This is a genomic window from Dyadobacter diqingensis (assembly GCF_024220585.1).
GTDB lineage: Bacteria > Bacteroidota > Bacteroidia > Cytophagales > Spirosomataceae > Dyadobacter > Dyadobacter diqingensis.
In genome coordinates this window covers 732973-758765 of the sequence record NZ_JAMXKF010000003.1, presented here as the reverse complement: position 1 = coordinate 758765, position 25793 = coordinate 732973, and the positions used below count along the sequence as shown (strand labels likewise).

General features: G+C 43.0%; 18 protein-coding genes. 11 read left to right on the top strand and 7 right to left on the bottom strand.

Features of this window, described 5'->3' with window-relative positions; all coding sequences use genetic code 11:
• Nucleotides 1-3: 3 nt before the first annotated feature.
• Nucleotides 4-1029, bottom strand: coding sequence for a glycosyltransferase family 4 protein (locus M1L62_RS12405; protein ID WP_254413356.1), 1026 nt, complete (start codon nucleotides 1027-1029; stop codon nucleotides 4-6).
• Between the two features lie 470 nt (nucleotides 1030-1499).
• On the opposite strand from M1L62_RS12405, the gene M1L62_RS12400 reads away from it, so the two are divergent.
• Both M1L62_RS12400 and M1L62_RS12395 read left to right on the top strand, forming a co-directional pair.
• Complete coding sequence (locus tag M1L62_RS12400; protein ID WP_254413355.1) at nucleotides 1500-2504, top strand: glycosyl transferase family 90; 1005 nt, start codon at nucleotides 1500-1502, stop codon at nucleotides 2502-2504.
• Nucleotides 2505-2715: 211 nt separating this feature from the next.
• Entirely contained in the window at nucleotides 2716-3711 is a 996-nt protein-coding gene (locus M1L62_RS12395; RefSeq protein WP_254413354.1) for a ribonucleoside-diphosphate reductase small subunit, read from the top strand.
• An 83-nt stretch (nucleotides 3712-3794) separates the two neighbouring features.
• Here M1L62_RS12395 and M1L62_RS12390 read toward each other — a convergent pair whose 3' ends face one another.
• Together M1L62_RS12390 and M1L62_RS12385 are read right to left on the bottom strand one after the other, a co-directional pair.
• A complete protein-coding gene (locus tag M1L62_RS12390; RefSeq protein WP_254413353.1) occupies nucleotides 3795-4844 on the bottom strand; it encodes a glycosyltransferase family 9 protein in 1050 nt (349 codons plus the stop codon).
• A 157-nt stretch (nucleotides 4845-5001) separates the two neighbouring features.
• On the bottom strand, nucleotides 5002-5460 hold the full coding sequence (locus tag M1L62_RS12385; protein WP_254413352.1) for a regulatory protein RecX: 459 nt from the start codon (nucleotides 5458-5460) through the stop codon (nucleotides 5002-5004).
• Between the two features lie 132 nt (nucleotides 5461-5592).
• On the opposite strand from M1L62_RS12385, the gene M1L62_RS12380 reads away from it, so the two are divergent.
• From M1L62_RS12380 to M1L62_RS12365, 4 genes are all read left to right on the top strand, one after another.
• Nucleotides 5593-6408, top strand: coding sequence for a metallophosphoesterase family protein (locus tag M1L62_RS12380; RefSeq protein ID WP_254413351.1), 816 nt, complete (start codon nucleotides 5593-5595; stop codon nucleotides 6406-6408).
• A 51-nt stretch (nucleotides 6409-6459) separates the two neighbouring features.
• On the top strand, nucleotides 6460-7671 hold the full coding sequence (locus M1L62_RS12375) for an NAD(P)/FAD-dependent oxidoreductase (protein WP_254413350.1): 1212 nt from the start codon (nucleotides 6460-6462) through the stop codon (nucleotides 7669-7671).
• 184 nt (nucleotides 7672-7855) lie between these two features.
• Complete coding sequence (locus M1L62_RS12370) at nucleotides 7856-11236, top strand: PKD domain-containing protein (RefSeq protein ID WP_254413349.1); 3381 nt, start codon at nucleotides 7856-7858, stop codon at nucleotides 11234-11236.
• On the top strand, nucleotides 11236-12246 hold the full coding sequence (locus M1L62_RS12365) for a PorP/SprF family type IX secretion system membrane protein (RefSeq protein ID WP_254413348.1): 1011 nt from the start codon (nucleotides 11236-11238) through the stop codon (nucleotides 12244-12246). The genes M1L62_RS12370 and M1L62_RS12365 overlap by 1 nt, the downstream gene beginning before the upstream one ends.
• Before the next feature lie 41 nt (nucleotides 12247-12287).
• Here M1L62_RS12365 and tyrS read toward each other — a convergent pair whose 3' ends face one another.
• Nucleotides 12288-13589: a tyrosine--tRNA ligase gene (tyrS, locus tag M1L62_RS12360; protein WP_254413347.1), complete on the bottom strand. Its 1302-nt coding sequence runs from the start codon at nucleotides 13587-13589 to the stop codon at nucleotides 12288-12290.
• A 502-nt stretch (nucleotides 13590-14091) separates the two neighbouring features.
• On the opposite strand from tyrS, the gene M1L62_RS12355 reads away from it, so the two are divergent.
• Entirely contained in the window at nucleotides 14092-15852 is a 1761-nt protein-coding gene (locus M1L62_RS12355) for a discoidin domain-containing protein (RefSeq protein WP_254413346.1), read from the top strand.
• A gap of 33 nt (nucleotides 15853-15885) precedes the next feature.
• On the opposite strand, the gene M1L62_RS12350 is transcribed toward M1L62_RS12355, so the two are convergent.
• The 3 genes from M1L62_RS12350 to M1L62_RS12340 all read right to left on the bottom strand — a co-directional run bounded on the left by M1L62_RS12350 (nucleotide 15886) and on the right by M1L62_RS12340 (nucleotide 18316).
• Nucleotides 15886-16482 carry a Uma2 family endonuclease gene (locus M1L62_RS12350; protein ID WP_254413345.1) on the bottom strand — a complete coding sequence of 199 codons (597 nt, stop codon included), beginning with the start codon at nucleotides 16480-16482 and terminating at the stop codon, nucleotides 15886-15888.
• A gap of 72 nt (nucleotides 16483-16554) precedes the next feature.
• The gene (locus M1L62_RS12345) at nucleotides 16555-17790 is read right to left on the bottom strand and encodes an S-adenosylmethionine:tRNA ribosyltransferase-isomerase (RefSeq protein WP_254413344.1); all 1236 of its coding nucleotides are present in this window, start codon (nucleotides 17788-17790) and stop codon (nucleotides 16555-16557) included.
• Nucleotides 17791-17797: 7 nt separating this feature from the next.
• Nucleotides 17798-18316, bottom strand: a complete 519-nt coding sequence (locus tag M1L62_RS12340; RefSeq protein ID WP_254413343.1) for a hypothetical protein — start codon at nucleotides 18314-18316, stop codon at nucleotides 17798-17800.
• A 248-nt stretch (nucleotides 18317-18564) separates the two neighbouring features.
• Here M1L62_RS12340 and M1L62_RS12335 point away from each other — a divergent pair, with 248 nt between their 5' ends.
• From M1L62_RS12335 to M1L62_RS12320, 4 genes are all read left to right on the top strand, one after another.
• The gene (locus M1L62_RS12335) at nucleotides 18565-19125 is read left to right on the top strand and encodes a cob(I)yrinic acid a,c-diamide adenosyltransferase (protein WP_254413342.1); all 561 of its coding nucleotides are present in this window, start codon (nucleotides 18565-18567) and stop codon (nucleotides 19123-19125) included.
• Between the two features lie 103 nt (nucleotides 19126-19228).
• Nucleotides 19229-20296, top strand: a complete 1068-nt coding sequence (locus tag M1L62_RS12330) for a branched-chain amino acid aminotransferase (RefSeq protein ID WP_254413341.1) — start codon at nucleotides 19229-19231, stop codon at nucleotides 20294-20296.
• A 557-nt stretch (nucleotides 20297-20853) separates the two neighbouring features.
• On the top strand, nucleotides 20854-23904 hold the full coding sequence (locus M1L62_RS12325; protein ID WP_254413340.1) for a SusC/RagA family TonB-linked outer membrane protein: 3051 nt from the start codon (nucleotides 20854-20856) through the stop codon (nucleotides 23902-23904).
• A 78-nt stretch (nucleotides 23905-23982) separates the two neighbouring features.
• Nucleotides 23983-25578 carry a RagB/SusD family nutrient uptake outer membrane protein gene (locus M1L62_RS12320; protein ID WP_254413339.1) on the top strand — a complete coding sequence of 532 codons (1596 nt, stop codon included), beginning with the start codon at nucleotides 23983-23985 and terminating at the stop codon, nucleotides 25576-25578.
• The last annotated feature ends 215 nt before the right edge of the window (nucleotides 25579-25793 follow it).

Genomic DNA, 25793 nt, shown 5'->3' with positions numbered 1-25793 from the left:
ATCTCAATATAAACTCCGGTATAAGGCAAGATACTTGTCTGCCGCCTCCTTCCAGGAAAATGATCTGCCACGTGCCTTGATCTTTTCCGCAGGTTGGGTTTTGTTATAATCTTCCAGACTTGCTGTGAGGACTTTCTGCATATTTTCAGGCTCAAAATCCTCAAAATAATAGGCACAATCTCCCCCAATTTCGGGCAGGGAAGTACATTTTGACAGGATCACAGGTTTGCCATAATACATGGCCTCTATCACAGGTAGGCCAAAACCTTCGGCGGTGGAAGGGAACAAAAATGCCAGGCAATTTTCCAGATGCCATTTTTTGTCATTTTCCGAGATCGCACCCGTAAAGATAACCCTGTCCAAAACGCCCCACTTACGCGCCACTTCTTCTATTACCTGTCTGAAATTTGACTTGCCTTCAATACCGGCAATCACCAGCAACAAATCATTATTGGCCAGCAGTGGTGGTAATACCTGAAAATTCTTATGCTCGGTAATAGTCCCGATGGTGAATAAGAATGGCTTATCATAAACCTTTTCCGGCACTGCAATTGGTTCATTGTCATTAACATTACACCCATTGTAAATAATAGAACTGGCCTTTCCCGCCAGAGACAGATTTCTCCTCACATCTTCCATCACATAATTGGATATCGCGACAATATGACTCGCATGATCAATTTTGCGCTGAAGTCGCGCCAGGTACTTTTTCTTTTTTGTTTCAGGTAAATTTAAGTCATACAGGAAATTCAGATCGTGAATTGTGAGGATAACAGGGATATGCTTATCAAACGGATAATAATTTGTCCCCTGATAAGTACAATGCCAGAGACTGACATGACTAACCCTTGGGAATAAATGTTTATGTATAAAGTGCTGATGAATTTCGTCAGCATCTTTGCCGAATATCCCCTTCTCCGTTTTGGGGAGGTAAAATCCGATCTCTTCGTTTTTATCGTCAGCCCTATGCTGCAATGCTCTGCCCAATTGCAAACAGAAATGATACAAACCGGTATTTGTATACCGCATTCGTTCACAATCAACAATTATTTTTTTAGACATTAGTCTTGTCTCGGCGACGGTAAGTTCTTTGTAAAATGAAAAAATATAGTAACAATGCGAGTTTTAGCATTAACTAACTTTATGACAGACTGTTCTAAATATAAAACAGAACATTGTTAAAAATTAGTAAATTTGAGATTACAAAAAAATCAATATTTGCCACTTCGACAGATATCTTAAACACAGCGAAATTAGTTGAAATTTATATTGCTTGTGATGATTTTGTGAAATTCTTAGCACAGTATCAACTTCATCATGCGTATAGCTTAGAAGCAATGAGACTCACTCATCATTCCGGTTTCAAGTGTTTTAAATATTTATACGACTATATAGTGCAGGAAATAGTACCTTTCTATTTTTCAGAATCTTATAGTTATTACAGGTTTGTTGATTTAGGAAAGACTCCATAATGTTGCAAAAAGTATATTAAAATTGATATGATATTTCACAAAATCGTCTTAGAAATTAAAAGAAACAAACTACCATACTACATAAAAAACTATGTAAGAAAGCTTATTCCTTCTATTCTGTTTCAAAAATCGCTACGTAGAAAAATCCTATCTCAAAACGAATATGATATTGATTATTTAACTAGCCGGTTGAATTATTATAATAAGTTGAGTTCCCCAAAAGAGATCGGAGAAAATGCCGTACTATTGGGAGAAATGAATAAAATTAAAGGTTCGAGTGTGTACTATTTTGACACATATGAACATACGAGATATTTTAAAAAATCTTTACAGGCAAATTGCCTGTTTAAAGATGTCATTCATATTCCCAATGTTCCAACTCTACAAAAAAGTAGGCCAATTGGAGACAATAACGAAAATGCCGTGATTCTTAAACTGGAAAAAAAGAGACATTTTTTCTTCGTGAAAGATCCCTATCAATATTCGCAAAAAAAAGACATGTTGATAGGACGTGGTTCCATAAACGCCCCAAACTCCCCTCAGCCGCACCGTGTTCGTTTTATGGAGACCTATTTCGATCACCCATTATGTGATCTGGGGCAGGTAAACAAAGTAGGCGGAAATCCTGCTTGGCTGAAGCCTAAAATTTCCATTATTGACCATTTAAAATACAAGTTCGTACTTAGTTTGGAAGGTAACGATGTTGCTACCAATCTAAAATGGATCATGTCCTCCAATTCAATCGCCGTGATGCCTAAGCCAAAATATGAAACCTGGTTTATGGAAGGCACGCTAATTCCTGATTTCCATTTTATTCTGATCAACGAAGATTATTCTGATCTGGGTAAAAAACTCCAGTATTACATAGATCATCCGATTGAAGCGCAGCGCATTGTAAAAAATGCTAATGCTTATGTTAAGCAATTTTTGGATGACAAATTAGAAGATCTTATCTCTTTTTTAGTGTTGCAGAAATATTTTTATTACACCAACCAAATAAGTGATGAGGAATATATTCAACTCAAATCTTAAAACAGGGTTAGCATGTGCAAATGAATGCCTAATCGGGGTATTTCGGCAGTACTTTTTCTAGATGCCGCAGCTATAAATAAGAATTGCATTTGCTCAAATCTTCTTGAAATTCCGAACCAAAGCGTGTAGATTTGTTTTTGGCAGCAACTACCCTCAAAAATTTCTGCTATGCTGCAATTGATATCTGGTCTGTATTCATAAATAATTAACTATGTCACAAGAAATTGTAAAACAGGAACCCCTGTTGATAGAGGATCCATTGCGTTTTGTCTTATTTCCGATCAAACACATGGATATCTGGGAAATGTATAAGCGCCATGAAGCATCCTTCTGGACTGCCGAAGAAATAGATTTGTCGCAGGATCAAAAAGACTGGGATAATCTGAGCGACGGCGAGCGCCATTTCATTTCTCATATTCTTGCATTTTTTGCTGCTTCGGATGGTATTGTAAATGAAAACCTGGCGGTGAATTTTCTTAGCGAAGTACAATATGCCGAAGCAAAATGTTTTTATGGTTTTCAGATTGCCATGGAGAACATTCACTCCGAAACCTACTCTCTGCTGATCGATACTTATATTAAAGATCCTGCCGAAAAAGACCACCTTTTGCGTGCCATCGATACAGTTCCTTGTGTGCAGAAAAAGGCGGAATGGGCATTAAAATGGATCAACAGTCCGGTTTTTGCAGAGAGAATTATTGCATTCGCCGCTGTCGAAGGGATTTTCTTTTCGGGATCATTCTGCTCTATATTCTGGCTAAAAAAACGTGGTTTAATGCCGGGACTATCTTTTTCAAACGAATTGATTTCCCGCGACGAAGGACTGCACTGTGAATTTGCATGTTTGCTTTACACGCAGCACATTGTCAACCAATTGCCGCAAGAACGTGTAATCGAGATCATGCTCGATGCAGTAAAAATCGAACAGGAATTTGTAACGGATGCACTTCCGGTTTCGTTGATCGGTATGAATGCGGACCTGATGAATCAGTACATCGAATATATCGCCGATTTCTGGCTGGAACGTCTGGGATGTCCAAAACAATTCGGCTCGACAAATCCATTTGACTTCATGGAATTGATATCACTTCCAGGAAAAACGAATTTCTTCGAAAAACGTGTAGGCGATTATCAAAAAGCAGGCGTTATGAGTGGTTTGCAGGATAAAGATTCAGGGCACAAAATCTCTTTTGATTCAGATTTCTGATCAGCAAAATATACAAAAGCGAAAGCGGGGCGCAGTTTCAACTACGCCCCGCTTTCGCTTTTGTATCATCACGATTTTGAAAATTATGGTAAAATCTTCACCACAAGATCAGCACTTTTCTCCCACTTCCGGATGACAGACGCTACTTCTTTTGGGGAAATCTGGTTCATACACTCACACTTGGATATGTCCTCCTGGCATTTATTACAATCCGTTTTTCCAACCAGAAAAGAAGCCTTTGGGCCGATTGGCGCCCATCTTTGCGGAAATATGGGCCGCATAGGCGGGTACAAACCCAGCGCATTATTCCCCAAAGCAGCCGCAATGTGCAACGGTCCGGTGCTTGCAGCGATAAGGCCATTGGAATGATATATAAAGGAAATAAATTCTTTCAGCGTCATCATGCCTGTTACATCCACCACGTGTTCGGGCAGCTGATGCAGCCAGTCTCTCATCAAAGCCCCTTCTGCCTTCGTTCCCGAAATAAAAATCCGGTATTTCTCCCTTGGTAAAAGATTGATAAGGTCTGCAAAATTCTGTAAGCCCCACTCCCTGGCACTCTTATTGGATTTTGGGTGAAGAATAATATTTAGCCTGTCCTTTTGAAGATAAGCATACAAGCGCTGAGGAAGCGGAGCAATCCTGCTCATTTTAAAATGTTGAAAAATGCTTTCCAGCGAAAATTCCTTCTCGATTTCCAGCGCTTTCAGCAATTTTAAATTCAGTTGCGCTTCGTGCAAATCAGATTTTTTTCTGCTTAACTGCACGAGCCGGTTGCAGGTCATCCAGTGAAACCAGCGGTTGGTTGTCCCGATCCTGATTGGGATTTTCGCATCCTTTGCCAGCCGCGCGATTTTTATATTGGGCAAAACATGAATGATTGCATCGTAATTCTCGTCTTTCAAAGACTGAACCTGTGCAGCATAATCCAGTTTTTCAAGCAGATCAATATTTACAAATTTGTCAATGACTGAGCAGGTCTGAATAACATCCTCGGTATAGGAACGTCCTAAAAAGTGCAGCTCAGAAACCTCAATATTCTCCTTTAAAATATCACAAATAGGGATCGTCAAAATAACATCTCCGATGGCATCTGTTCTGCTAACAAGAATTTTAAGCTTCTTTCCTAACATTTTTTAATTGTCATTCATGAGTTGCCTTCAGACAACATTTCCCAGTGGCTTTATTTACTATGTACTATAATAACCAATATCAGCCGATTTTCTTTTAAAAACCTGATTTATTTTTCCTTTCAACTTAAATTCTAATCCCAATTTAACTCAAAAAAACTTATTCATTTAAATTCTCCACAGTTTTCCAGACCAGCTCGCTTTCATATCCTTTACCCAGCGCAAAGCGAACGAGTTTTTGTTTAAGCTTGAATTTGTCAGGTTCAGTTCGCAGAAGCTGTGTCTTTTTTTTCATCAGAACTTCCTTCAAACCTGTCAGATACGATTCCTCGGGGATTTCCTTCATGCCTTGCTGAATACTGTATTCCGAAAGGCCGCGGCGATGAAGTTCCTGTTTGATCTTCATTTTACCCCAGTTTTTCATCCGGAATTTCCCTCCCGCATAAGTTTTCGCAAAGCGTTCCTCGCTAAGATAGTTTTGCGAAATGAGTTCTGCAATAATTTCGTCAGCCTCGTCGCCCCAGACTTCCCATTTTTGCAAACGCTTCCGCACCTCATCCTGAGTTCGTTCCTGATATGCGCAATATGAGGCGGCTTTTTGAAGAATAAGGCGATCCATGCGGCAATATTAACTAATATTTATATTTGATATGCTGTCACAAGATTAAAGATAAATTATCAACTCTGAATAACTATTTTTGATAAAACATCTGGTACCAACAATACGCCCCATTCCAAACGATTAACCCATATGATTTTTGAAAGACGCTCCTTTTTGAAATTTTTGCCTGCCATGTCGGGACTATCCTTTCTCAATTTCCCGGAACAAAACACCAAAGCAGGGAAACTTGCGCTGCGTTTCATCGTGGCTTCTGATGGACATTTTGGACAGCCTAATACTGAATACAAAACTTTTCACAGCGATTTGATCAGCTGGATCAATCAGGAAAAATTACAAAAAGGTGTAGACTTCACAGTAATCAACGGAGACCTTATCCATGATGATCCTACCCTTTTGTATGACGTAAAATCAACTTTTGAAAATTTACGCGTACCTTTTTATGTAACCCGCGGCAACCACGATAAAGTTGGGCTGGATGTATGGCAAAGCACATGGGGATATCCTACCAATCATAGTTTTGCGAAAGGGGAATATGCTTTCATTCTTGGAGACACGTCCAACGAAAAAGGTGAATATATCTGTCCGGACATCAACTGGTTACGCACTGAAATAGCTAAGTATTCCACTGCGAAAGGCATTTATATCTTTTTGCATATCACACCTGAAAAATGGACCGACAATGGAATTAACTGTAAAGAAATAACCGACCTCTTTTCAAAAACACCCAATGTAAAAGCCATTTTTCACGGCCACGACCATGATCAGGATAGCCAGAAAACCCTTGGACAAAAACCTTATTTCTTCGACGGACACTTTGGTGGAAGCTGGGGTACAGCTTATAAGGGATACAGGGTCGTGGAAATCTATCAGGATGAAACCTGGCAGACGTATCAATATAATCCAACTGCGTCGCCTGTGTTAAATTCTTTTAACGGCAAGAAGTAACCGGGAACGGTTTTTGTAATATCATGATCTGGTATACAATAAACCTTCCTTATGGACTTACTTAGTGGTCAGCCTTATTGGTTTTACAAAAATGGCGTATTAGAATCCTTTCCGGCTTTGGGAGAGGATCTGCAAACGGATGTTGCCATCATGGGTGGAGGCATTACCGGCGCGCTACTCGCATGGACTCTTACGGAAGCCGGCATTCCAGTCGTGGTCATTGAAAAACGGCATATTGCGCTCGGCAGCACTTCCGGAAGCACGGCACTTTTGCAATATGAAATTGACACTCCGCTTACTGAGTTAATTGAACTCGTAGGAAAAAAGGATGCGGTCAGAAGTTATAAGTTATGTGTGGAGGCCATTTACAAGGTTCAGGAAATCATAAAATTGCTGGGCAGGAACGTTGATTTTTCCCTCAAAGACAGTATTTATTACGCTTCAAAAAAAGATGATCTCCCGGATCTGAAAAAGGAATATCAGGAGCGAAAAAATCAGGGAATTGATGTGGAATGGTGGGAACAGGACGAACTCAGAGGCCACTTTCCTGCCTTGAAGAAAAGCGGAGCGATTCTCTCCCATGACGCCGCACAGCTGGATCCTTACAAAATGGCCCATGCGCTTTTAAACGCATGCGTGTTAAAAGGTGCAAAAGTTTATGATACGGTAAAAGTTGAAGTGATCAATCACCACAAAAAAGGTGTCACCCTGCATCTTGACAATGGTTCGCAGATTAAAGCTGGCAAACTCATTATCGCCAGCGGATACGAATCTCAGGATTATATTTCCAAAAAAGTCACCCGGCTTCATTCCACTTATGCTATTGTCAGCAAGCCAGTCGTCCAGGACGAGCCGTTATGGTATAAAAATGCACTTTTATGGGAAAGTGCCCGTCCTTATCTCTATGTCAGAACAACGGAAGATAACCGTGTTTTGATCGGTGGGAAAGACGAAACTTTCCAAAGTGCCGGAAAACGAGACCGGCTGCTTCATTCCAAAAGTAAACAACTGGCGTCCGCGGCGGCGAAGATGTTTCCGAATCTGCCTTTTGTGATCGACTATGAATGGTGTGGTACTTTCGCTGAAACAGAAGATGGTTTGCCTTTTATAGGAGGAGTCAAAGAACATCCGAATACTTACTTCGCGCTGGGTTTTGGCGGAAACGGCATATTATTCAGCGTGATCGCAGCAGATATTATCAGAGACGCTATTATTGGCAAGAAAAATCCCGACGCCTCGATCTTTCGTTTCGAACGGGTGTAAAGCAAATGGGACGGTTCTGAAAAGCTCACCTATTTGATCCGGCAAAACGGCAACCGAAATATTTTAAATTTGAGTATAGATTTAGGTAATAAATGGTTACAATATTTAGGGAAATATCTATCTTTCGCGTTGAATAGTGATAAAAATCCTATCCCGTAAATACCTCTATCAAAAGACCCTTAATTTGAAATTATTTTTTACCTGTACTTTCTTTTTAGTACTGCTCAGTATACTGTCCCACGCGCAAGAGCGTGTTGACATCACAACCTGTGACGGAACAGGAACCGGTATTGTTTGTGTAGCACCCAGCGACTCACTTTACAGCTTATGTGTAAAGGTCACACCCGGTCCGTGTGCCAGTAAATCGTACACAATTGATTGGGGTGATGGAACTATCGAGCCAATAACGCTTAACGCCGCGCTTACTTTAAATCATAAATACGACTTAAAGAATTTCGTAAGAAACTGCTCCAATGGCGAATTCAAGGTTAGCATTTTTGTAGAAAATGCAACCTGCCCTAACGACAACAAAGGTTTCCGGGTTACTTTCAACAAAAAACCACAGGCCAACCCGACTGTCCAGGCGGCTTGTGAAGGTTCGTCTCTCTCAATTAATAACAACAGTTGTCCCACTTCCTCTGATATCAATTTTCTTTGGGAGTTCAGTGACGGGCGGACCAGTACTTCCGTATATCCCTCCATTTCGTTTACCGATCCGAATCAAACATACAGGGTAAAACTGACGGCTGCTTCCAAAACCTGTGGTACCAGCTCAAAGGAAATCGATTTTAAACTGAGCAAAAAACCTGTTGCAAATTTTAGCGCAACCGGCTTTTCCATTGCCAATAAAGATACCGCCATTTGTATTTCCAATGGAGCAACCTTAACCATGGACGGCACAATTTCGACAGACGAGACTAGCTATTTCTGGTCGATAAGTGGCGGCTCCTATGAGTTTGTTGATAAAACTTCCTATAACTCCGGTATTGTTAAAGTTAAGTTTAAAGAAAAAAAGGAATACACCATTACACTGACAGCAACCAATGCCTGTGGAAATTCCATCCCAATCGTTCGGAAATACAAGGTAATTGACCCGGAAGCACCAAAATTGACGCCTCAATCCGACGCTTGTGAACCTATTCAGTACAAGATCAGCAATCCGGTATCGGGCGCGACATACACTTTAAATGGGAAGCCGATTGCACCGGAACAATCTATTGCCTTACCTCTAAGTGATATACCGTACATCATCACCGCCAGTATGACAAATGCCTGCGGTGCTCAAATGATCAGCGATACGTTTTCGGTAGCAGCTGCTAAGCCTGTCAATATTTTAACATTCCTAAAAGACACCGTTCTATGCGTAAGCACTACCCCCATTGCATTGCGGACTGATATAGGCGGTGGCGATTGGAGCACCGCAGGTGTTGAAACACTGAATGGAGAAAAGTTTTTCGTTCCAAAAACGGCAGGGAACTATACGCTAACGTACACCAAAGGAACTGGAAAATGTTCCATGTCGGACGCTGTGCAAATCAAAGTCGAAGGTGTGCAGGTTACTGTTTCGGATCAAACCATTTGCAGCGGAACTAACTTTCTGAAACTTCAGGGTGCACCTGCCGGCGGAAAATGGACATCATCAGGCTGCACCAATTGTTTGAAAAGTGACACTTTGATTATAAAAAATATAACATCTGATCAGATTACACTCACCTATGAAGTAACCAATCAAACTGGCTGCAAAGCCGTCGCTACCTCAAAAATTGTCATTGGAAGCCCAAAAGCGAGCTTTGTATTAGACTCTGGCTGTTCGGGTGCCAGCTTTAAGCCAAAAAATAACTCCGTATCGGCAAACACTTATGTCTGGTTTGTCAATGGGAAAAGTGCTTCGACGGAAGCCAATCCCGAATTAACACTTGTAACGGGGTCAAATAAAATTATGCTTGTTGCAAAATCAGGAAACTGCTCCGATACACTCCGCAAAGATATTAGCGTCACGGCACCACCACCGGTAATTGGATTTACCCCCTCCGCAACCCTCGGCTGTTCTCCATTAAATGTCTCCTTTGATGTAACAGGAAATCAGGATCAATCGATTACATACACCTGGAATTTTGGTGATGGCTCTACCTCCACAGGCTATCAGCCATCTTCCAAAACATTCATAAATCAATCGAAAAAAGACAGTACATTTTCGGTTGTCGTCACTGCAAGCAATACATGCGGTCAAAAAACAGAGACAAAAAAGATAACTGTGCGTCCTCTGGCAAAAGCTGAAATTGGTGTCGACTCCACTACATTGCGTTGCACACCCGCACTATTGCTTTTTTCTAACCGCTCTTCCGGTATTGACAAAGACAAGTCAAGGTGGATTTTTGGAGATGGCATCATTCGTCAAACAGGCAGCGATACCGTTTTCCATTCTTTCTCTGCAAAGGATAATGTCCGAACTTATACCGTAAGACTGGAAGTAACAAGTGCCTGCGGCCAGGATACGGACGAAGTAAAAATAGAAGTTTACCCCACAACAGTTAAAGCGCTGTACACGCTGTCAAAATCAGAAGTGTGCCCTGGCGAACCTGTTCAATTCACGGATGCTACCGTGCCGAAACCCAATCGTTGGATATGGAAATTTGGCGATGGCAGCATTTCAACACTTCCAAATCCCACGCACGCATTCTCTCAGTCGAAAAAAGAATATAAAGTTACGCTGATCGCCTACACAGCCTGCGGTTACGACTCCACGCAATTGACAGTTCGCACAACCACAACTCCGACGGGGGACTTCACGGGAGCGGCTGTTGCCTGTCAGGATCAGGCCATTCAGTTTAACAATAAATCGGATCCACTGCTTGGTTTTACATGGGATTTCGGAGACGGTTCTCCGCTGGATACGCTAAATTATTCACCAACTCATATTTATTCGGAGGCAGGGAATTATGAAGTAAAATTGAGTGCCTATCGTGGATCCAAATCCTGCAAAACTGAGCTTAAAAAAATACCCGTTTCGGTGTTATCTCCGGTTATTGCCGATTTCAAAGTAAACGGAGACTCGCTTATCTGCGCTCCCGGACCTGCAAATTTGATAAGCCTGTCAGACAACGCAGACAGCTTTAAATGGTATTTCAGCGACGGAAAAACCTCCGACGTTAAAAATCCGGCGATGCCATTCGATAAAGGATTGTATGGTATAAAACTGGTTGTAGGTAAAGGTGGTGTGTGCCGCGATTCCATTGAAAAGACTGCTGCATTTGTAATTGTCGACTGTCAGGTTGATATCCCAAAAGCTTTCACTCCCAATGGCGATGGATTTGGCGATCGTTATACCCTTTTTGGAAAAGGGATTCAGGAAATCATATCCCTGAAAATCAGGAACAGATGGGGTGAAATGGTATTTGAAATGAAAAAAGTACCACCAGGAAGTCAGCGACAGGGTGAATCCTGGGACGGGACCTTAAAAGGAAATCCGCTGCCCGCCGACCTGTATGTATACGAAGCTGAGATTTTGTACATCGACAACCGTATTTCTGACAAATTAAGAGGAAACCTTTATCTGGTTCGTTAATGAAAAAATTTCTAACACTACTTACCATCTTTTCTTGTGGTCTTGTGAAAATACAGGCTCAGGCGCCCCAGTTTTCACAATTTTATGCTAATCCCTTGTATACAAATCCCGCCTACGCCGGCGACGCCGGGACACCAAGATTTATTGCCAATTACAGAAACCAGTGGGCCTCCATTGGTATTCCGTTCCAAACTGCTGCTTTTTCGTTCGATTCCTATGCGGAAGACGTAGGTATAGGTCTGGGTTTCCAGGCATTACACGATAAACGCGGACCTGCTCTAAGCAGCAGTCAGCTATCTGCTCAAATTTCCAAGATGGTTTATCTGGACGGCCAGAAAGAGTTAAGATTAATTGGAGGCATACAAGGTTCCTGGACATCCAACAGCTGGAACGGGGATGATCTGACATATGTTTCTCAATTTCTGGGGAGCACAGATCCTATGTCCTCCAATGGATTGTCCAGTAATAAACTGACGTTATCAGGCGGAGCGGTCCTGGAATATGTTCCTAAATACGAGGAAGATATATCTTACTGGTTGTCCGGAGCCTGGCATAACATCGGGATCAACAATGCGCTTAGCATTGAGCATCAACGTGTGAATGTCCAGCTGGGAACAAAAATCCCTATACAAATTCCAGCTTTTTTCGGGAATAACCTTGGCCGGGATATGAATCGGGAGAGCGCGTTGACCATGGCTGTTCAGGTCCGGAAACAAGGTCCAAGCCGACAAATGGATGCTGGTTTCAACGTAATATACTCGCCATTACTGGTAGGGTTATGGTATCGCGGAATGATTCTGGGCAACACCAGAAGGGATGCCGCCATAGGCACCGTAGGCTGGGCAAGTGGAAATATGCTCTTTCAGGCCAGTTATGATCTGCCTGTGTCTTCTCTGGGATTTGATACTGGAGCTTTTGAAATATCAATCTGGTATGGTATAGACGCCTTGTTCCGGTTTTCCGGTAAAGGTGCCCAAAACCGGAGGGGACGAAAGTGTTTGCGATATTAAAAAGCGAAGTGACCGTGAAGATCACTTCGCTTTCCAGGTTGTTAAACGACCTTAATCAAATGATTTTTTTTCCCTTTCGAAACGAGGATGAAGCGGTCCTGCAATAGTTGAAAATCAGCCAGAGACTGTTCCGGTGAAGAAACTTTCACTTTGTTGATACTAACCGCATTTTGCTGCAAAGCCCGTCGCGCTTCTCCTTTGGAAGGATATATTTCAGAATTCGTAACCGTTGAGATCAGATCAAGCAAATTAGGACAAGCATCCCAGTTTGCGCGGCTGATTTCCGTTTGTGGAACTCCGTTGAAAATGGTATCAAATTCATCGACCGCGATACTTTGCAGTGTTTCCAAAGTAGCTTTTCCAAACAACACGTCCGTCGCTTTCAACACCAACTGATAATCACGTTCGGAGTGGATACGGATCGTAAGTTCAGCAGCCAAAGCCTTTTGCATAATACGCAGATGTGGTTCAGCCGCGTGGCTGCTTTCCAAAGCTTCGATTTCTTCTTTCGATTTAAGAGAAAAAACGCGCAGAAATCTTGGAGAATCTTCATCACTCTGACTTAACCAAAACTGGTAAAATTCATAAGGTGAAGTCCGCGAAGCATCCAGCCAGATATTTCCGCCTTCGCTTTTTCCAAATTTCGAGCCATCAGATTTTGTCAGAAGCGGTGTCGTTAAAGCATAAGCTTTAAAATAACCTTCTTCATCTCCTTCCTTCCGGCGAATGATTTCAGTACCCGTTGTGATATTTCCCCACTGGTCCGAACCGCCCATCTGAAGACGGACATTTTTATGTTTGTATAAATGATAAAAATCGTAACCCTGCAAAAGCTGGTATGAAAATTCGGTAAAGGAAATGCCCGTTTCAAGACGTTTCTTCACGGAATCCTTTGACATCATGTAGTTAACAGAAAGATACTTTCCTGCCTCCCGGAGAAACTGCAAAAAGCCGATTTCTTTGAACCAGTCATAGTTGTTAACCATTTCCGCAGCGTTTTCTCCGCAGTCAAAATCAAGGAATTGTTCTAATTGTTTACGAATCCCTTCCTGATTAATCCGAAGTGTGTCCTCGTCCAAAAATGACCGTTCCGACGCTTTGAAAGACGGATCTCCGATCATCCCGGTTGCCCCTCCTACCAATGCAATCGGCTTATGCCCTGCCTTTTGTAAATGTACCAGCAACATGATCGTTGCAAGATTACCGATATGCAGGGAAGCAGCCGTTGGGTCAAAACCGATATAACCGGCGGTCATTTCTTTATTTAGTTGCTCATCCGTTCCTGGCATCATGTCGTGCAACATGCCGCGCCAGCGCAATTCTTCAATGAAATCGGTTCTCATTTTTATACTATTTGGCAATTTTAAAAATCAAGGTGCAAAGATAGATTGATTTTGCTAAACCTTGCAGATTTGACGGATGGATTAAGCGATAAGTTATTTGAAAAGAGGATCAAGGGCGATGTTATTTCGGCCTGGGGCTGGTTCCTAAGTGGCAGATTCTACCAAAGGCACAACGTTTTTTAAAACCATTAGCCTAGGTTGATGCCGAATTTTGTGCTAGCGACAGAGCGAGAAGAGGTAAAATATTGCATTCGTTATCCCATTGCAATCATTATCCCAAGAATTGTGAAAACCCATACCCCGGTTAATGCCGAATTTTGTACCAGCGGTACAACTCGTGGGTAGAAAACGCCCGCACAGATTATCCGGCGTTCCGGTAGGAACGCTTGATTTTATTGCAACGAATAATGTCGACACCCTGGTTCTGATATTTTACATCGTACAATTCGTACCTTTATTTTAGAATAATAAGAAGATTTTCTATTAAAATACACTTCATCCTATGATCCGGATATTTCGTTCACTCTTGACTATAACTCTGTTGTGCTGCACATTACACATCAGTTACGCGCAGCAAAGCACGTATTGCAACCCGATGGATATCGATTACAAATACAATTTTGAACAATTGAATGACAAGATTTCGTACCGATCCGGTGCTGATCCTGTTATCATCAACCATAAATCCGAATATTTCCTCTTCGTAACAATTTCCGGCGGCTACTGGCACTCGAAAGATATGTTAAACTGGAAATACATTACGGCTAATCGCTGGCCTTTTGAAGACATGTGTGCACCCGCGGCCGCGTCGGTTAATGATACTTTGTTTTTATTTCAGTCCACCTTTGAATCGCGTCCGATACTTTACTCGGTCGCACCCGAAAAGGGAATTTGGGAGTTTTACAACCGCTGGACGCCACGTTTGCCAAAGGATATCGGTCCCTGGGACCCCGCGCTTTTTCACGATCCGGATACTGACCGGTGGTTTATGTACTGGGGTTCTTCCAACGTTTATCCGATTTTCGGTGCGGAACTGGACCATTCCAAAAAACTGGCCTTCAAGAATGAATACAAAGCCATGTTTTGGCTAAATCAGTATGAACATGGCTGGGAACGTTTTGGTCCAAACCACTCCGATCCTTTCAAACCTTTTACCGAAGGAGCCTGGATGACCAAGCATAACGGCAAATATTATCTGCAATACGGTGCTCCCGGCACGGAATACAATGTTTATGCCAACGGAACCTATGTTGCCGATGATCCGCTCGGTCCTTTCACCTATGCTCCTTATAACCCCGTTTCTTACAAACCGGGCGGGTTCGCTACCGGTGCTGGTCACGGCAATACTTTTCAGGACAACCATGGAAATTACTGGAACACAGGCACGTCATGGATCGGTTTGAACTGGGCTATGGAAAGACGAATTGTACAACATCCCGCCGGTTTTGATAAAGACGGGCATATGTTTGCCAATACGCGTTTTGGCGATTTTCCGCATAAAATGCCAGCTAAGAAGTGGTCAGGAAAAGGCGACGAACTTTTTACAGGCTGGATGCTTCTGTCATACAAAAAACCAGTTACCGCTTCCACGACACTGGATACCATGTCGGCTAGTAAAATTACAGATGAAAATCCCCGGACTTTCTGGGCTGCGAAACAAAACAAACCGGGCGAAACGCTCACAATCGACTTACAAAAGGAACAGGAGATAAAGGCAGTTCAGGTCAATTACACCGACTACAAATCCAATATTTATGATAATAACCCTGAAAAAGTCTTCACGCAATTTAAAATTCTGACATCTCTTGACGGCAAAAAATGGACCCTTGTCAGTGATCTTACCAATGAACCCAAACGCGACCGCCCTTGTGCCTATATTGAGCTTACAAAACCAGTCAGGGCGAGATACGTACGTTATGAGCATGTGCACGTGGCATCGCCAATTCTGGCCATCAGCGAATTCAGGATTTTTGGCAACGGTTTTGAAAAAGCACCGATCACACCAAAGAAATTTACGGCCATACGCCAGAAAGATCAACGTAATGTCGATTTAACCTGGGAGAAAGTGGCAGGCGCAGTTGGCTATAACATTCTTTGGGGCATTGCACCGGACAAATTATACCAAACCTATCAGTTCTGGAACGACGAACCGGACACTTTCGAACTTCGTGCTTTAAATGTCGGCGTGCCTTATTTCTTTGCGATTGAGTCTTTTAACGAAAACGGGGTTTCGGTATTAAGTGAGGTGATTGGTATTAAGTGAAGATAATCAAGGTGGGAAGCCGGTAGCCAGCTTTCAAAATTCCGGTTTTTCCTCTTCCAAAAACACAATACCTTCATAAACAGCTGAAACCGGTATTGCAAAATCGAGTTTATCAAAAGAAATCACGGTTTCCGGTTTGTCAAAAGACTGATAAGTCCAGATACCTTCCTGGTCAGTTCGGGAGTAAAGCTCTATATAACACTCATATTGAGCCACAAGCACATAATATTGAAGCGATGCAATTTCCCGATAACTTCTTAGTTTGACCCCACGGTCATAATTTGCAGAGGATTTGGATAAAACCTCCACCAGTATGCTTGGATTCCGAACAATATAAGTACCGTTAACATCTTCCGGCGCGCAGGTCACAATAACATCCGGATACGGATAATAAAAGTTTTCAATTGCTTCGACTTTTATATTTTCGGCGAAGACCCGACATCCCTTAGGACGAAATATACCTTTTAGAAAGGTCCGAACGTTATCCACGATATCATTGTGATTCATCGTAGTTCCCGCCATAGCAAAGATCTCCCCGTCATAGAATTCATGACGAATCTCGCTTTTCTCTTCCATTTCAAGAAATTCGGAAACGGTGTACTTACGCTCAGCTATTTGTGCCTGTTCCATGGTGTTTGTCAAAAATCACATGACAAATTACAGCAAAAGCAGGCCAAAAGCAAAAGGCCCTGAGAAGGGCCTTTAAAAGTCATTTTTCCATAACAACGAGCTATCGCCATAACTCAGAAAACGGTAGCCGCGATCCATCGCCTCCTTGTAAATCTTTTTCCAGTCCTCGCCTACCAAAGCCGCTACCAGCAAAATCAGCGTGGAGCCCGGCTGATGATAATTGGTCACCAAACCTTTGCAAAGTCTGAATTTATAACCGGGAAAAATAAAAATCTCCGTTTCCCCGACAATCTCATCCAGATTTTCTGAATCCATATAGGCGATAATGGCCCGTAACGATTCCTCAGCCGAAGGCAGTTCATCGGGTGCAAAAGGATATGGATAAAGCTTTTCAATATTAAAGAGCGTAGTTTCGGCACGAAACAATTTCACGCCATACCAGTACAGGCTTTCCAGGGAACGCAGGGAAGTGGTCCCGACCGGCACGATACTTTCTGTATTTTTCAGTAATTCTTTGATCAGCTCCCGGGAATATACCACCTGTTCCGCATGCATTTTGTGCTGCGTCACAGAGCTTGCCTTAATGGGCTGAAAGGTACCCGCACCCACATGGAGGGTCAGGAAGGATCGTCTGATTCCTTTATCAGCCAGGGCTTTAAAAACGGTATCCGTAAAATGTAACCCGGCCGTTGGCGCTGCAACCGCTCCATTCTGACGGGCATATACGGTCTGATACGTTTGCTTATCCTGCTCTTCGGTATCACGTTTCAGGTAAGGAGGCAAAGGAATTTCACCCAGTGCCTGCACGATATCCAGAAACGGAATGTCCTGATCCCACCAGAATTTCACGTGATTTTTCTCATAGTCACCGTAAGCTACCTGCAACTTTACTGAAATTCCTTTTACGATCAGAGCCGTCGTCAGCGTATCCGTAATCTTGAACCGCTTTTTATTCCCGATCATACATTCCCAGACACAGGAATCACGAACCAGCATGGCATCGTTGATAATGCGGGTCGGCAGCTCCGGATGCAGCAGAAGAATTTCAATGGTGGCACCGGTTTCCTTTTGAAAGTAAGCTCTCGCCGGGATAACCTTGGTGTCATTAAATACAAGCAGTGTATTTTCAGGCAAATTCCCGGTTAAATCCGAAAATTTCTGATGCTTAATATTGCCCTGATCATAGATCAAAAGCTTCGAACTATCACGCGGATCCAGCGGATAACGCGCAATCTTTTCGTCCGGCAAATCATAATCGAATGATTCTATACGCAGAGATTCTGCTTTTTCCAGCCAGTTGCTTTCCATGACAATCCTAATAAGTATCTTCTTCTTCCGGTACCGGCGTCCAGAATAAACGCAGCGGAAGCAGGAAAACCAATATCATCAGGCCAAGACCAAGATAAAACACCCAGGCAAAATCAAAAACATCCAGTTTGTACTGATCGCTGTTAATCGTTGCCAAAGCTAAAAGACTAAAACCGATCACCGTATTAATAGACGCTACCACACAGTAGAGCCAGTTGATCAGATGCTCGTTTAAAGCCGCCCGGTGTTCAGCCCAGATTTTTCTTTTTGGTATCGGAAAATTTGAGGCATCAATTTTGGGAATTTGCCTTGCAAACGCAGTAAGCACAACATTGTTCAGGATAAAAAGAGCCATGATAATATAGAACAAATGCTCTTTATTTACATAAACCTCCGCCAAACCCGACTTGGCAAAATCAACTGCAATCTGCTCAGGAAAAACCGAATAAGTCCAAACCAAAGCACCGATTACCATCAGCATTGAGAACCAACGCCATATTTTTATACTAAATGTCGCAATTTTCATGAAATAACAATCCTCCTTATCTTTTCTATTTTCGCCATAATTTGGGTGCAAAATTAGGTTGGAGACTTCCCAAAACCTAATCAGACAAAGAGTATATAAATTAATTAATCTTGCCGCTTATTGAAATCGGTGAAATTTACCTGACAAAAGCCGCAGGTCAGCGTAATAATTGTAGTACTTTTCGAGGGATTTGGAGGCGAATCCAGGTCACACAGACAGCTGCCATCCTTCATTTAAATTACACTTCTATGAAAATATATACCAAAACCGGCGATAAAGGCACCACGTCATTGATTGGCGGAACACGCCTCAGCAAAGCACATATCCGCATTGAAGCGTACGGAACCGTAGACGAGCTTAACAGCTACATTGGTTTGCTTCGTGATCAGCCCGTAAACGAAAAGCGTCGTGATCTGCTGAAAGAAATTCAGGACCGGCTGTTTACCATTGGATCCCATCTGGCATCCGAACCGGAACAAACGAAAAAAATCCTGCCCGATTTATCGGAAGAAGATATCAGACTGCTGGAAACTTCCATGGATGAAATTGATGCGATCGTTCCGGCTTTACGCGCCTTCGTCCTGCCTGGCGGCCACCAGTCTGTTTCCTTCGGACATATTGCCCGCACCGTCTGCCGGCGTGCCGAAAGAGGGGTGATCCATTTGCAAACACAGGAAGAAGTAGAGGACAGCGTCGTGAAATATCTGAATCGCCTGTCAGATTACCTTTTTATGCTGTGCCGCGCCATGACTTATGAACTGGGAATTGAGGAAGTTACGTGGAAACCGAGGGTATCTTCAAAAAAATAATTGTTATACTAAATATCTTCGTTTTATTGATAATTTAATTAAATTGCGGGACTAAAACGAGAAATAAAAGCGTACTTAATATTCAGCATAAATTTCAGGCCTTATGACTGCCGATACATTGCAAATAGAGATCCAGCAAACGGGAAATTCACGTTTGAAAGAGGTTGATTTTAACAACCTTGTTTTTGGCCGGAACATCGCCGACCACATGTTTATTGCCGAATACCGTGACGGCCAGTGGCAAAATTCACGGATCGTCCCTTATGGCGACCTGTCACTAAGCCCGGCTACTGCTGCTTTGCACTACGGACAGGCCATTTTTGAAGGAATGAAAGCCTACAAAAGCGATGAAGGCGATACACTCCTTTTCCGTGCGATTGACAACTGGAAACGTTTTAATAAATCAGCTGAGCGCCTTTGCATGCCAACCATTCCGGAAGAAGTGTTCATGGGTGGGTTAACAGAACTGTTGCGTCTGGATTCAGCATGGGTACCTTCTCAGGAAGGATGTTCATTGTATATCCGTCCGTATATGTTCTCGACGGATGCTTACATTGGCGTAAAACCATCTGATACGTATACTTTTATCATCTTTACCTGTCCGGTTGGCACGTACTACGCCAAACCTCCGAGAGTTAAAGTTGAAACCCATTTCATCCGTGCTGCGGAAGGCGGAGTGGGCGGAACAAAATGTGCTGGTAACTACGCCGGTTCATTATACCCTGCAAAACTGGCTCAGGAACAAGGTTATGACCAGTTGATCTGGACAGACGCTCGTGAGCACGCTTACATCGAAGAATCGGGAACGATGAACGTAATGTTCGTAATCGATGGAAAACTGGTGACACCTTTTGTATCGGATACGACCCTGGACGGTATTACCCGTAAAAGTATCGTAGCCATTGCACAGCACTGGAACATCCCGGTTGAAGAACGCAGAATTTCTGTTAAAGAAATCATCGAAGCGCTTAAAGAAGGCCGCCTGGAATCTGCATTCGGAGCCGGAACTGCGGTTGTAGTATCTCCATTTGCAACCATCGCCTATGAAGGTGTGGATTATGCGTTACCTGAATTGAAAGCTGATTCTTTCGTAAACAAGGTAAAAGATTATCTTACTGAAATCCGTACCGGTAAAACAGAAGATATCTTTGGCTGGACTTTGAAAGTTTAGTAAAACATACATGATTGAAAATGGGCGGCAGCAATGTCGCCCATTTTTTTTGTGCTTTACAGAACGCAGTTTTCAATATTTCAAAAAGTCCTGCACCTGCCCATGAAAATACTTGACACCAAAATTCTTAAAAATCCAAATCCCACCAACTAATTCCGGTTAACAAAAAGTGATTTCCCCATACTCCGGTCATCCCCGTAAATCATTCTTACTCTGAGACATCCGGACAAAATTCCGGCACAAAACCACGCCTGCAAAAGTGTTAAAATCACACATTAACACCATACAAATAAGATATTAAACTTCAAAAAAAGATATAATAGTACCATATTTAATATTATCATAGTTACTTTTATTTTCAACACATGAAATATAAGTATAGTGCAATTAAATTCATTAGAATAATACAATAGCAATACATATTGTGATTTTTGTATCAAAAATTAGTTGAAAAAAGTTTTAATACTTCAATGAATAGATAAAATAGTATTATAGTATCGATCAAAAAAGTCTATTAATTTGTATTAAAAATCATAAACGATAAACGAGTCATAAGCATGTTTCAAAGATTACTTATGACCGTCTCTTTGTTTTTGGTAAGCTGCCTGATGGCGGTAGCCCAGAACCAAAATATAAGCGGGACGGTCTCAGATCAAAAAGGGGAAGGACTACCTGGTGTAGGTGTGGTAATTAAAGGTACAACCATTGGTACCACCACAGACGTGGAAGGAAAGTTTACTTTGGGTATTCCGGCAGACGCAAAAACTTTGGTTTTGAGCTCGGTTGGAATGAAATCACTGGAAGTTGAAATCGGAGGAAAAACAACCTTCACAATAACCATGGTATCAGACGAACGTGCATTGGACGAAGTGGTGGTGGTTGGATATGGTACGACCAAGAAAAGTGATATCACCGGCGCAGTTGCCTCAGTAAAAGCAGAAGCTATCACAAAAATCGCAACATCGAATCCATTACAGGCTATTCAGGGACGGGTTCCTGGTGTTAATATTGTTAGTCAGTCGGGTGAGCCGGGCGCAGCAGTGCGCGTGCGTATCCGTGGTGTCGGCACGATCAACAACAGTGATCCTTTATATGTTGTTGATGGTTTCCAAACCAGCGACATCAGCTTTTTAGCGCCAGGCGACATCGCTTCGATGGAAATTTTGAAAGATGCATCGGCCACAGCCATCTATGGTTCACGTGGTGCAAATGGTGTTATCCTGATCACAACCAAAAGAGGAAAAAGCGGAGCACCTAAAATTTCATTTGACACTTATGCCGGTGTTCAGAAGACATGGAACACGGTAGATGTTTTGAATGCAAGTCAATATGCAACTTTACGTCTGGAATCATACAGCAATGACGGGACCGTACTTCCAACCAACGAGAAGTTATACCAGACACTGAATACCTTCAAAAACGGCACGGACAAAGGAACCAACTGGCAGGACGAAGTAATGCAAACAGGTTCGGTTCAAAATTACAGCCTGAACATCATGGGTGGTAACGACAAACACCGTTACAGTCTGACAGGTACTTATTTCGGACAGGATGGGATTGTCAAAAACTCTCCGCTTAAAAAGCTTTTCCTGCGTTTCAACAACGACTTTTATGTAACAAAATGGCTTGACGCAGGAATTTCAGCAGCGTACGCCAACACCGATAAAACCCAATATGTAGGAAGCCAGTACGGTGGTATTTTGACCAGTGCATTGACAGTTTCTCCATTGGCGAAAGCGTGGGATCCGGTTACTAATTTTTACGGAACCCGCCCGGTGCCAGAAGGTGGTGCTTATAATCCGTTGCGTATTGTGGATGAATACAAAAACAACAAAGCTTACGAAACGCTGGTTAACTCCAACTTCTTCCTGGATGCGAAAATTATTCCTGGTTTGAATTTCCGTACACAATTTGGTGTAAACTGGAAAACTACACATGCCAAAAGATATTTGCCACAATACTATCTGGCCAATGACGATCAGCGCCAGCACAGCACGTTGCGTGAAGGAAGAGGCGAGCAATTGGGCTGGGTTTGGACCAATTACCTGACTTATGCCAAAACATTTGGCAAACACAGCTTCACCGCGATGGCTGGTTTTGAAGCACAGCGCACAACATACAGCGATATGTTCCTGACAGTTCTTGATGTACCAAATGACAAATCACAATGGTATCTGACAGCAACAAAAGGCACGGACTATCTGGTTGAAGCTACACAGTCCGATGAATCGTTGCAGTCGTACTTTGGTCGTTTGAACTATAATTTCAACGAGAAATTACTCTTAACGGCAACACTTCGCAGAGACGGTTCTTCACGTTTCCTTCCGGCCAACCGCTGGGGAACTTTCCCGTCTTTCGCTGCCGGTTATAACCTTGCCGAAGAATCATTTATCAAAAGCATTCCTGCTATCAGTCAGTTGAAATTACGCGCGGGCTGGGGACAGGTTGGAAACCAGAACAGTGCTGCAAACTATGGTTACGCAACTACGGTTACGGGTAACAACATGTACGTTTTCGGCGACCAGGCGGTTCAGGGATTTGCCCCTACAACGGCTAGCAACCCGGATCTGAAATGGGAAACCACGACAAGCTCAAACTTTGGTGTGGATGCAGGATTTTTCAACAACCGTTTGACATTGACTGCTGATTATTTCATCAAGGATACCAAAAACATGATCGTTCGTGTTCCGATCCCTGTATTTGCAGGTGTTGGCCCTCCGTATGTAAACGCAGGTAGCATGAGCAACAAGGGTATTGAACTCGCGATCGGTTACAAAAACCAGATCAAAGGTTTTACGTATGATATTGGATTTAACGTAAGCAAAATCACGAACAAAGTGGTTAACCTGGGTGGCGGCGAGCCCATCGCCGGCGGTGATGTAACAGGTCTTGGACAGACTACACGTACAGAAGTAGGCCGTGAAATCGCGGTATTCTACGGATTGAAAACGGACGGAATTTTCAGAACGCAGGCCGATCTTGATGCTTATACCAAAGAAGGAAAAGCAATTCAGCCAAATGCAAAACCGGGTGATGTGAAGTTTGTTGACTTAAACAATGACGGCGTTATTGATAACAATGACCGCACTTATCTTGGAAGCGCCACGCCAAATCTCTCTTACGGATTTAATGCGAGCCTTGGTTACAAAGGTTTCGATCTAAGTTTCTTCCTGCAGGGTGTAACGGGTGTTCAGCTTGTAAATGGTCTGGGACACTGGATGAACAACGCCAACGGAATGTTCAATTCGATATCAAGCCGTATGGATCGCTGGACACCTGAAAACCCAAACACGGATCAGCCTCGTATGACGCAGCTTAACCCCAACAACAACGACCAGTTCAGCGATCGTTTTGTAAGCAGCGGCAATTACATGCGCCTGCGTAACCTTACGTTGGGCTACACATTGCCAAAAGGTGTGATGGAGAAGTTCCACATCAGCAACATCAGAGTTTATATCGCAGCGGACAACTTGCTGACTTTCACAAAATACAAAGGAATGGATCCTGAGATTGGTGAATTCAACAACAATCCATTGAACTTCGGTGTTGACCTGGGTGCTTATCCACAGCCTCGCGTAGGAAGAATCGGAGTAAGCGTAAACTTTTAACAAAACTTAAAGCAGCTGGCACCTGACAAAACGGGATGTCAGCCGCTCCAAGCTAATCCCTATTAAATATTTCTAAAAATGAAAAAATATAGTTTTCCGGCACTTTTGATAACAGCCTTTATGCTGTTGCAGGGTTGCAGTGATTTCCTGGATAAAGAACCACTGGGGCGTGAAACCGATACGAATTATTTCTCTGATTCCACCAATACGCTTCTGGCCATTAACGCCGTTTATGACGTTTCGTCTTATGACGAAGGAAACGACGGGCTTGGCAATTACCTGCCACATAACTACGAGTGGATGTGGGGAGACGTGTTGTCTGACGATGCTGAAAAAGGAAGTACGCCAAGTGACTTCCTCGATATCCAGTATCTGAAAGAATGGAGAGCATTACCAACCAATACACCCGTTGTTGGTGTTTGGGGAAATCTTTGGATCGGAGTATACCGCGCCAACTGGGTTTTGAAAAACATCGAAAGCGCACCGATCAGCAATGCTTTGAAAACGCGTGTTGCGGGAGAAGCACATTTCCTTCGCGCCTATTATTACTTCTATCTGGTTCGCCTTTTCGGAGGGATGCCGTTGTTTTCGGAGCCGGTAAAAACAAGCGAATACTCAACTGCAAAACGTGCTACCTTACCGGAAACTTATGCCTTCATCGAGAAGGATCTTGAACAGGCGATTACCATGTTGCCTGAGAAAAATCAGTACAGTGCTGCCGATCTTGGACGTGCTACCAAAGGGGCTGCACGTGGTTATCTTGCCCGCGCCATTATGTACCAGCTGGGGATGGACAACACCAACAATCATACATGGAAACAGGTTCTTGATCTGACCAATGCAATCAGCCAGTCGGGACAATACGGTTTGACGGCTAATTTTGCGGCTATTTTTGATGAGGTAAGTGAAAACAATACTGAATCACTTTTCGAAATTCAGGCAAAAGAATCAGGTCAGACATGGGGCCCTATCAAAACGGGTGTTACCAATAATGTGATCCAGAACAACCGTGCAACCTGGGGATGGGGCTTCAATAACCCTACCACCAACCTCGTAAACGCTTTCGAAGCAAACGATCCGCGTAAAGCGATGACCGTTTACGGAAACGGAGATATTCTGTTTGGTGTCAGACAAACTGTTGCATTCCCTGCTGAAAACATGACGGGTTACCTTAACCGTAAAGCAGCGATCGTCCAGCCTGCGCAGGCATCTGCCTCTGGCCAGAACATCCGCAGAATGCGTTATGCTGAAATATTGCTCATGAAAGCAGAAGCAGCAGCGAAAACCGGTGACGAAACTACGGCACGTGCTGCATTGAACGAAATCCGTGCAAGAGCACGTAAGTCAACATTGCCGCTGGGTTCAAAAGTAGGTGGTACAACGTACGACCCTACCAATATCCCTGCAACAGCGCTTCCTGACATTGCAGGTTCTGTAACCGGTACAGCGTTGATCGATGCCATTTTGCACGAGCGCCGTGTTGAGCTGGGTATGGAATCACTTCGTTTGTGGGATCAGATCCGCACAGGAACTTATATCAACTCGCTTTCGGGTGAAACAAAAACCCGTGCGCAGCAGCGTTCAATTGCCGGTTCTGTCAACCCGATTCCTGTTTTACCAATTCCTTTGAACGAGGTACAAACATGGGGTTTACCACAAAATCCGGGATACTGATCTAATTAATTGCTGTAAACAGCATCGACACAGTATCCTGTTTATAGAAAAACAAGTGTCCCAGTAATATTGACTCCGTAAGAGTCGCCTGTATTCTTATTTAGAAATAGGCGACTCCTACGGAGTCATTAAAATGAATAACCTGGGATTTTTCTATAAACAGTACGCTTCTATGGAGCTAAATTCTTTAACCTTCATCCAGAATTTACATCCTC

What these genes read in the sequence shown, in the direction of transcription:
- M1L62_RS12405 (WP_254413356.1), bottom strand. Translation starts at nt 1,029, where the DNA reads ATGCGGTATACAAATACCGGTTTGTATCATTTCTGTTTGCAATTGGGC.
- M1L62_RS12400 (WP_254413355.1), top strand. Translation starts at nt 1,500, where the DNA reads ATGATATTTCACAAAATCGTCTTAGAAATTAAAAGAAACAAACTACCA.
- M1L62_RS12395 (WP_254413354.1), top strand. Translation starts at nt 2,716, where the DNA reads ATGTCACAAGAAATTGTAAAACAGGAACCCCTGTTGATAGAGGATCCA.
- M1L62_RS12390 (WP_254413353.1), bottom strand. Translation starts at nt 4,844, where the DNA reads ATGTTAGGAAAGAAGCTTAAAATTCTTGTTAGCAGAACAGATGCCATC.
- M1L62_RS12385 (WP_254413352.1), bottom strand. Translation starts at nt 5,460, where the DNA reads ATGGATCGCCTTATTCTTCAAAAAGCCGCCTCATATTGCGCATATCAG.
- M1L62_RS12380 (WP_254413351.1), top strand. Translation starts at nt 5,593, where the DNA reads ATGATTTTTGAAAGACGCTCCTTTTTGAAATTTTTGCCTGCCATGTCG.
- M1L62_RS12375 (WP_254413350.1), top strand. Translation starts at nt 6,460, where the DNA reads ATGGACTTACTTAGTGGTCAGCCTTATTGGTTTTACAAAAATGGCGTA.
- M1L62_RS12365 (WP_254413348.1), top strand. Translation starts at nt 11,236, where the DNA reads ATGAAAAAATTTCTAACACTACTTACCATCTTTTCTTGTGGTCTTGTG.
- tyrS (WP_254413347.1), bottom strand. Translation starts at nt 13,589, where the DNA reads ATGAGAACCGATTTCATTGAAGAATTGCGCTGGCGCGGCATGTTGCAC.
- M1L62_RS12355 (WP_254413346.1), top strand. Translation starts at nt 14,092, where the DNA reads ATGATCCGGATATTTCGTTCACTCTTGACTATAACTCTGTTGTGCTGC.
- M1L62_RS12350 (WP_254413345.1), bottom strand. Translation starts at nt 16,482, where the DNA reads ATGGAACAGGCACAAATAGCTGAGCGTAAGTACACCGTTTCCGAATTT.
- M1L62_RS12345 (WP_254413344.1), bottom strand. Translation starts at nt 17,790, where the DNA reads ATGGAAAGCAACTGGCTGGAAAAAGCAGAATCTCTGCGTATAGAATCA.
- M1L62_RS12340 (WP_254413343.1), bottom strand. Translation starts at nt 18,316, where the DNA reads ATGAAAATTGCGACATTTAGTATAAAAATATGGCGTTGGTTCTCAATG.
- M1L62_RS12335 (WP_254413342.1), top strand. Translation starts at nt 18,565, where the DNA reads ATGAAAATATATACCAAAACCGGCGATAAAGGCACCACGTCATTGATT.
- M1L62_RS12330 (WP_254413341.1), top strand. Translation starts at nt 19,229, where the DNA reads ATGACTGCCGATACATTGCAAATAGAGATCCAGCAAACGGGAAATTCA.
- M1L62_RS12325 (WP_254413340.1), top strand. Translation starts at nt 20,854, where the DNA reads ATGTTTCAAAGATTACTTATGACCGTCTCTTTGTTTTTGGTAAGCTGC.
- M1L62_RS12320 (WP_254413339.1), top strand. Translation starts at nt 23,983, where the DNA reads ATGAAAAAATATAGTTTTCCGGCACTTTTGATAACAGCCTTTATGCTG.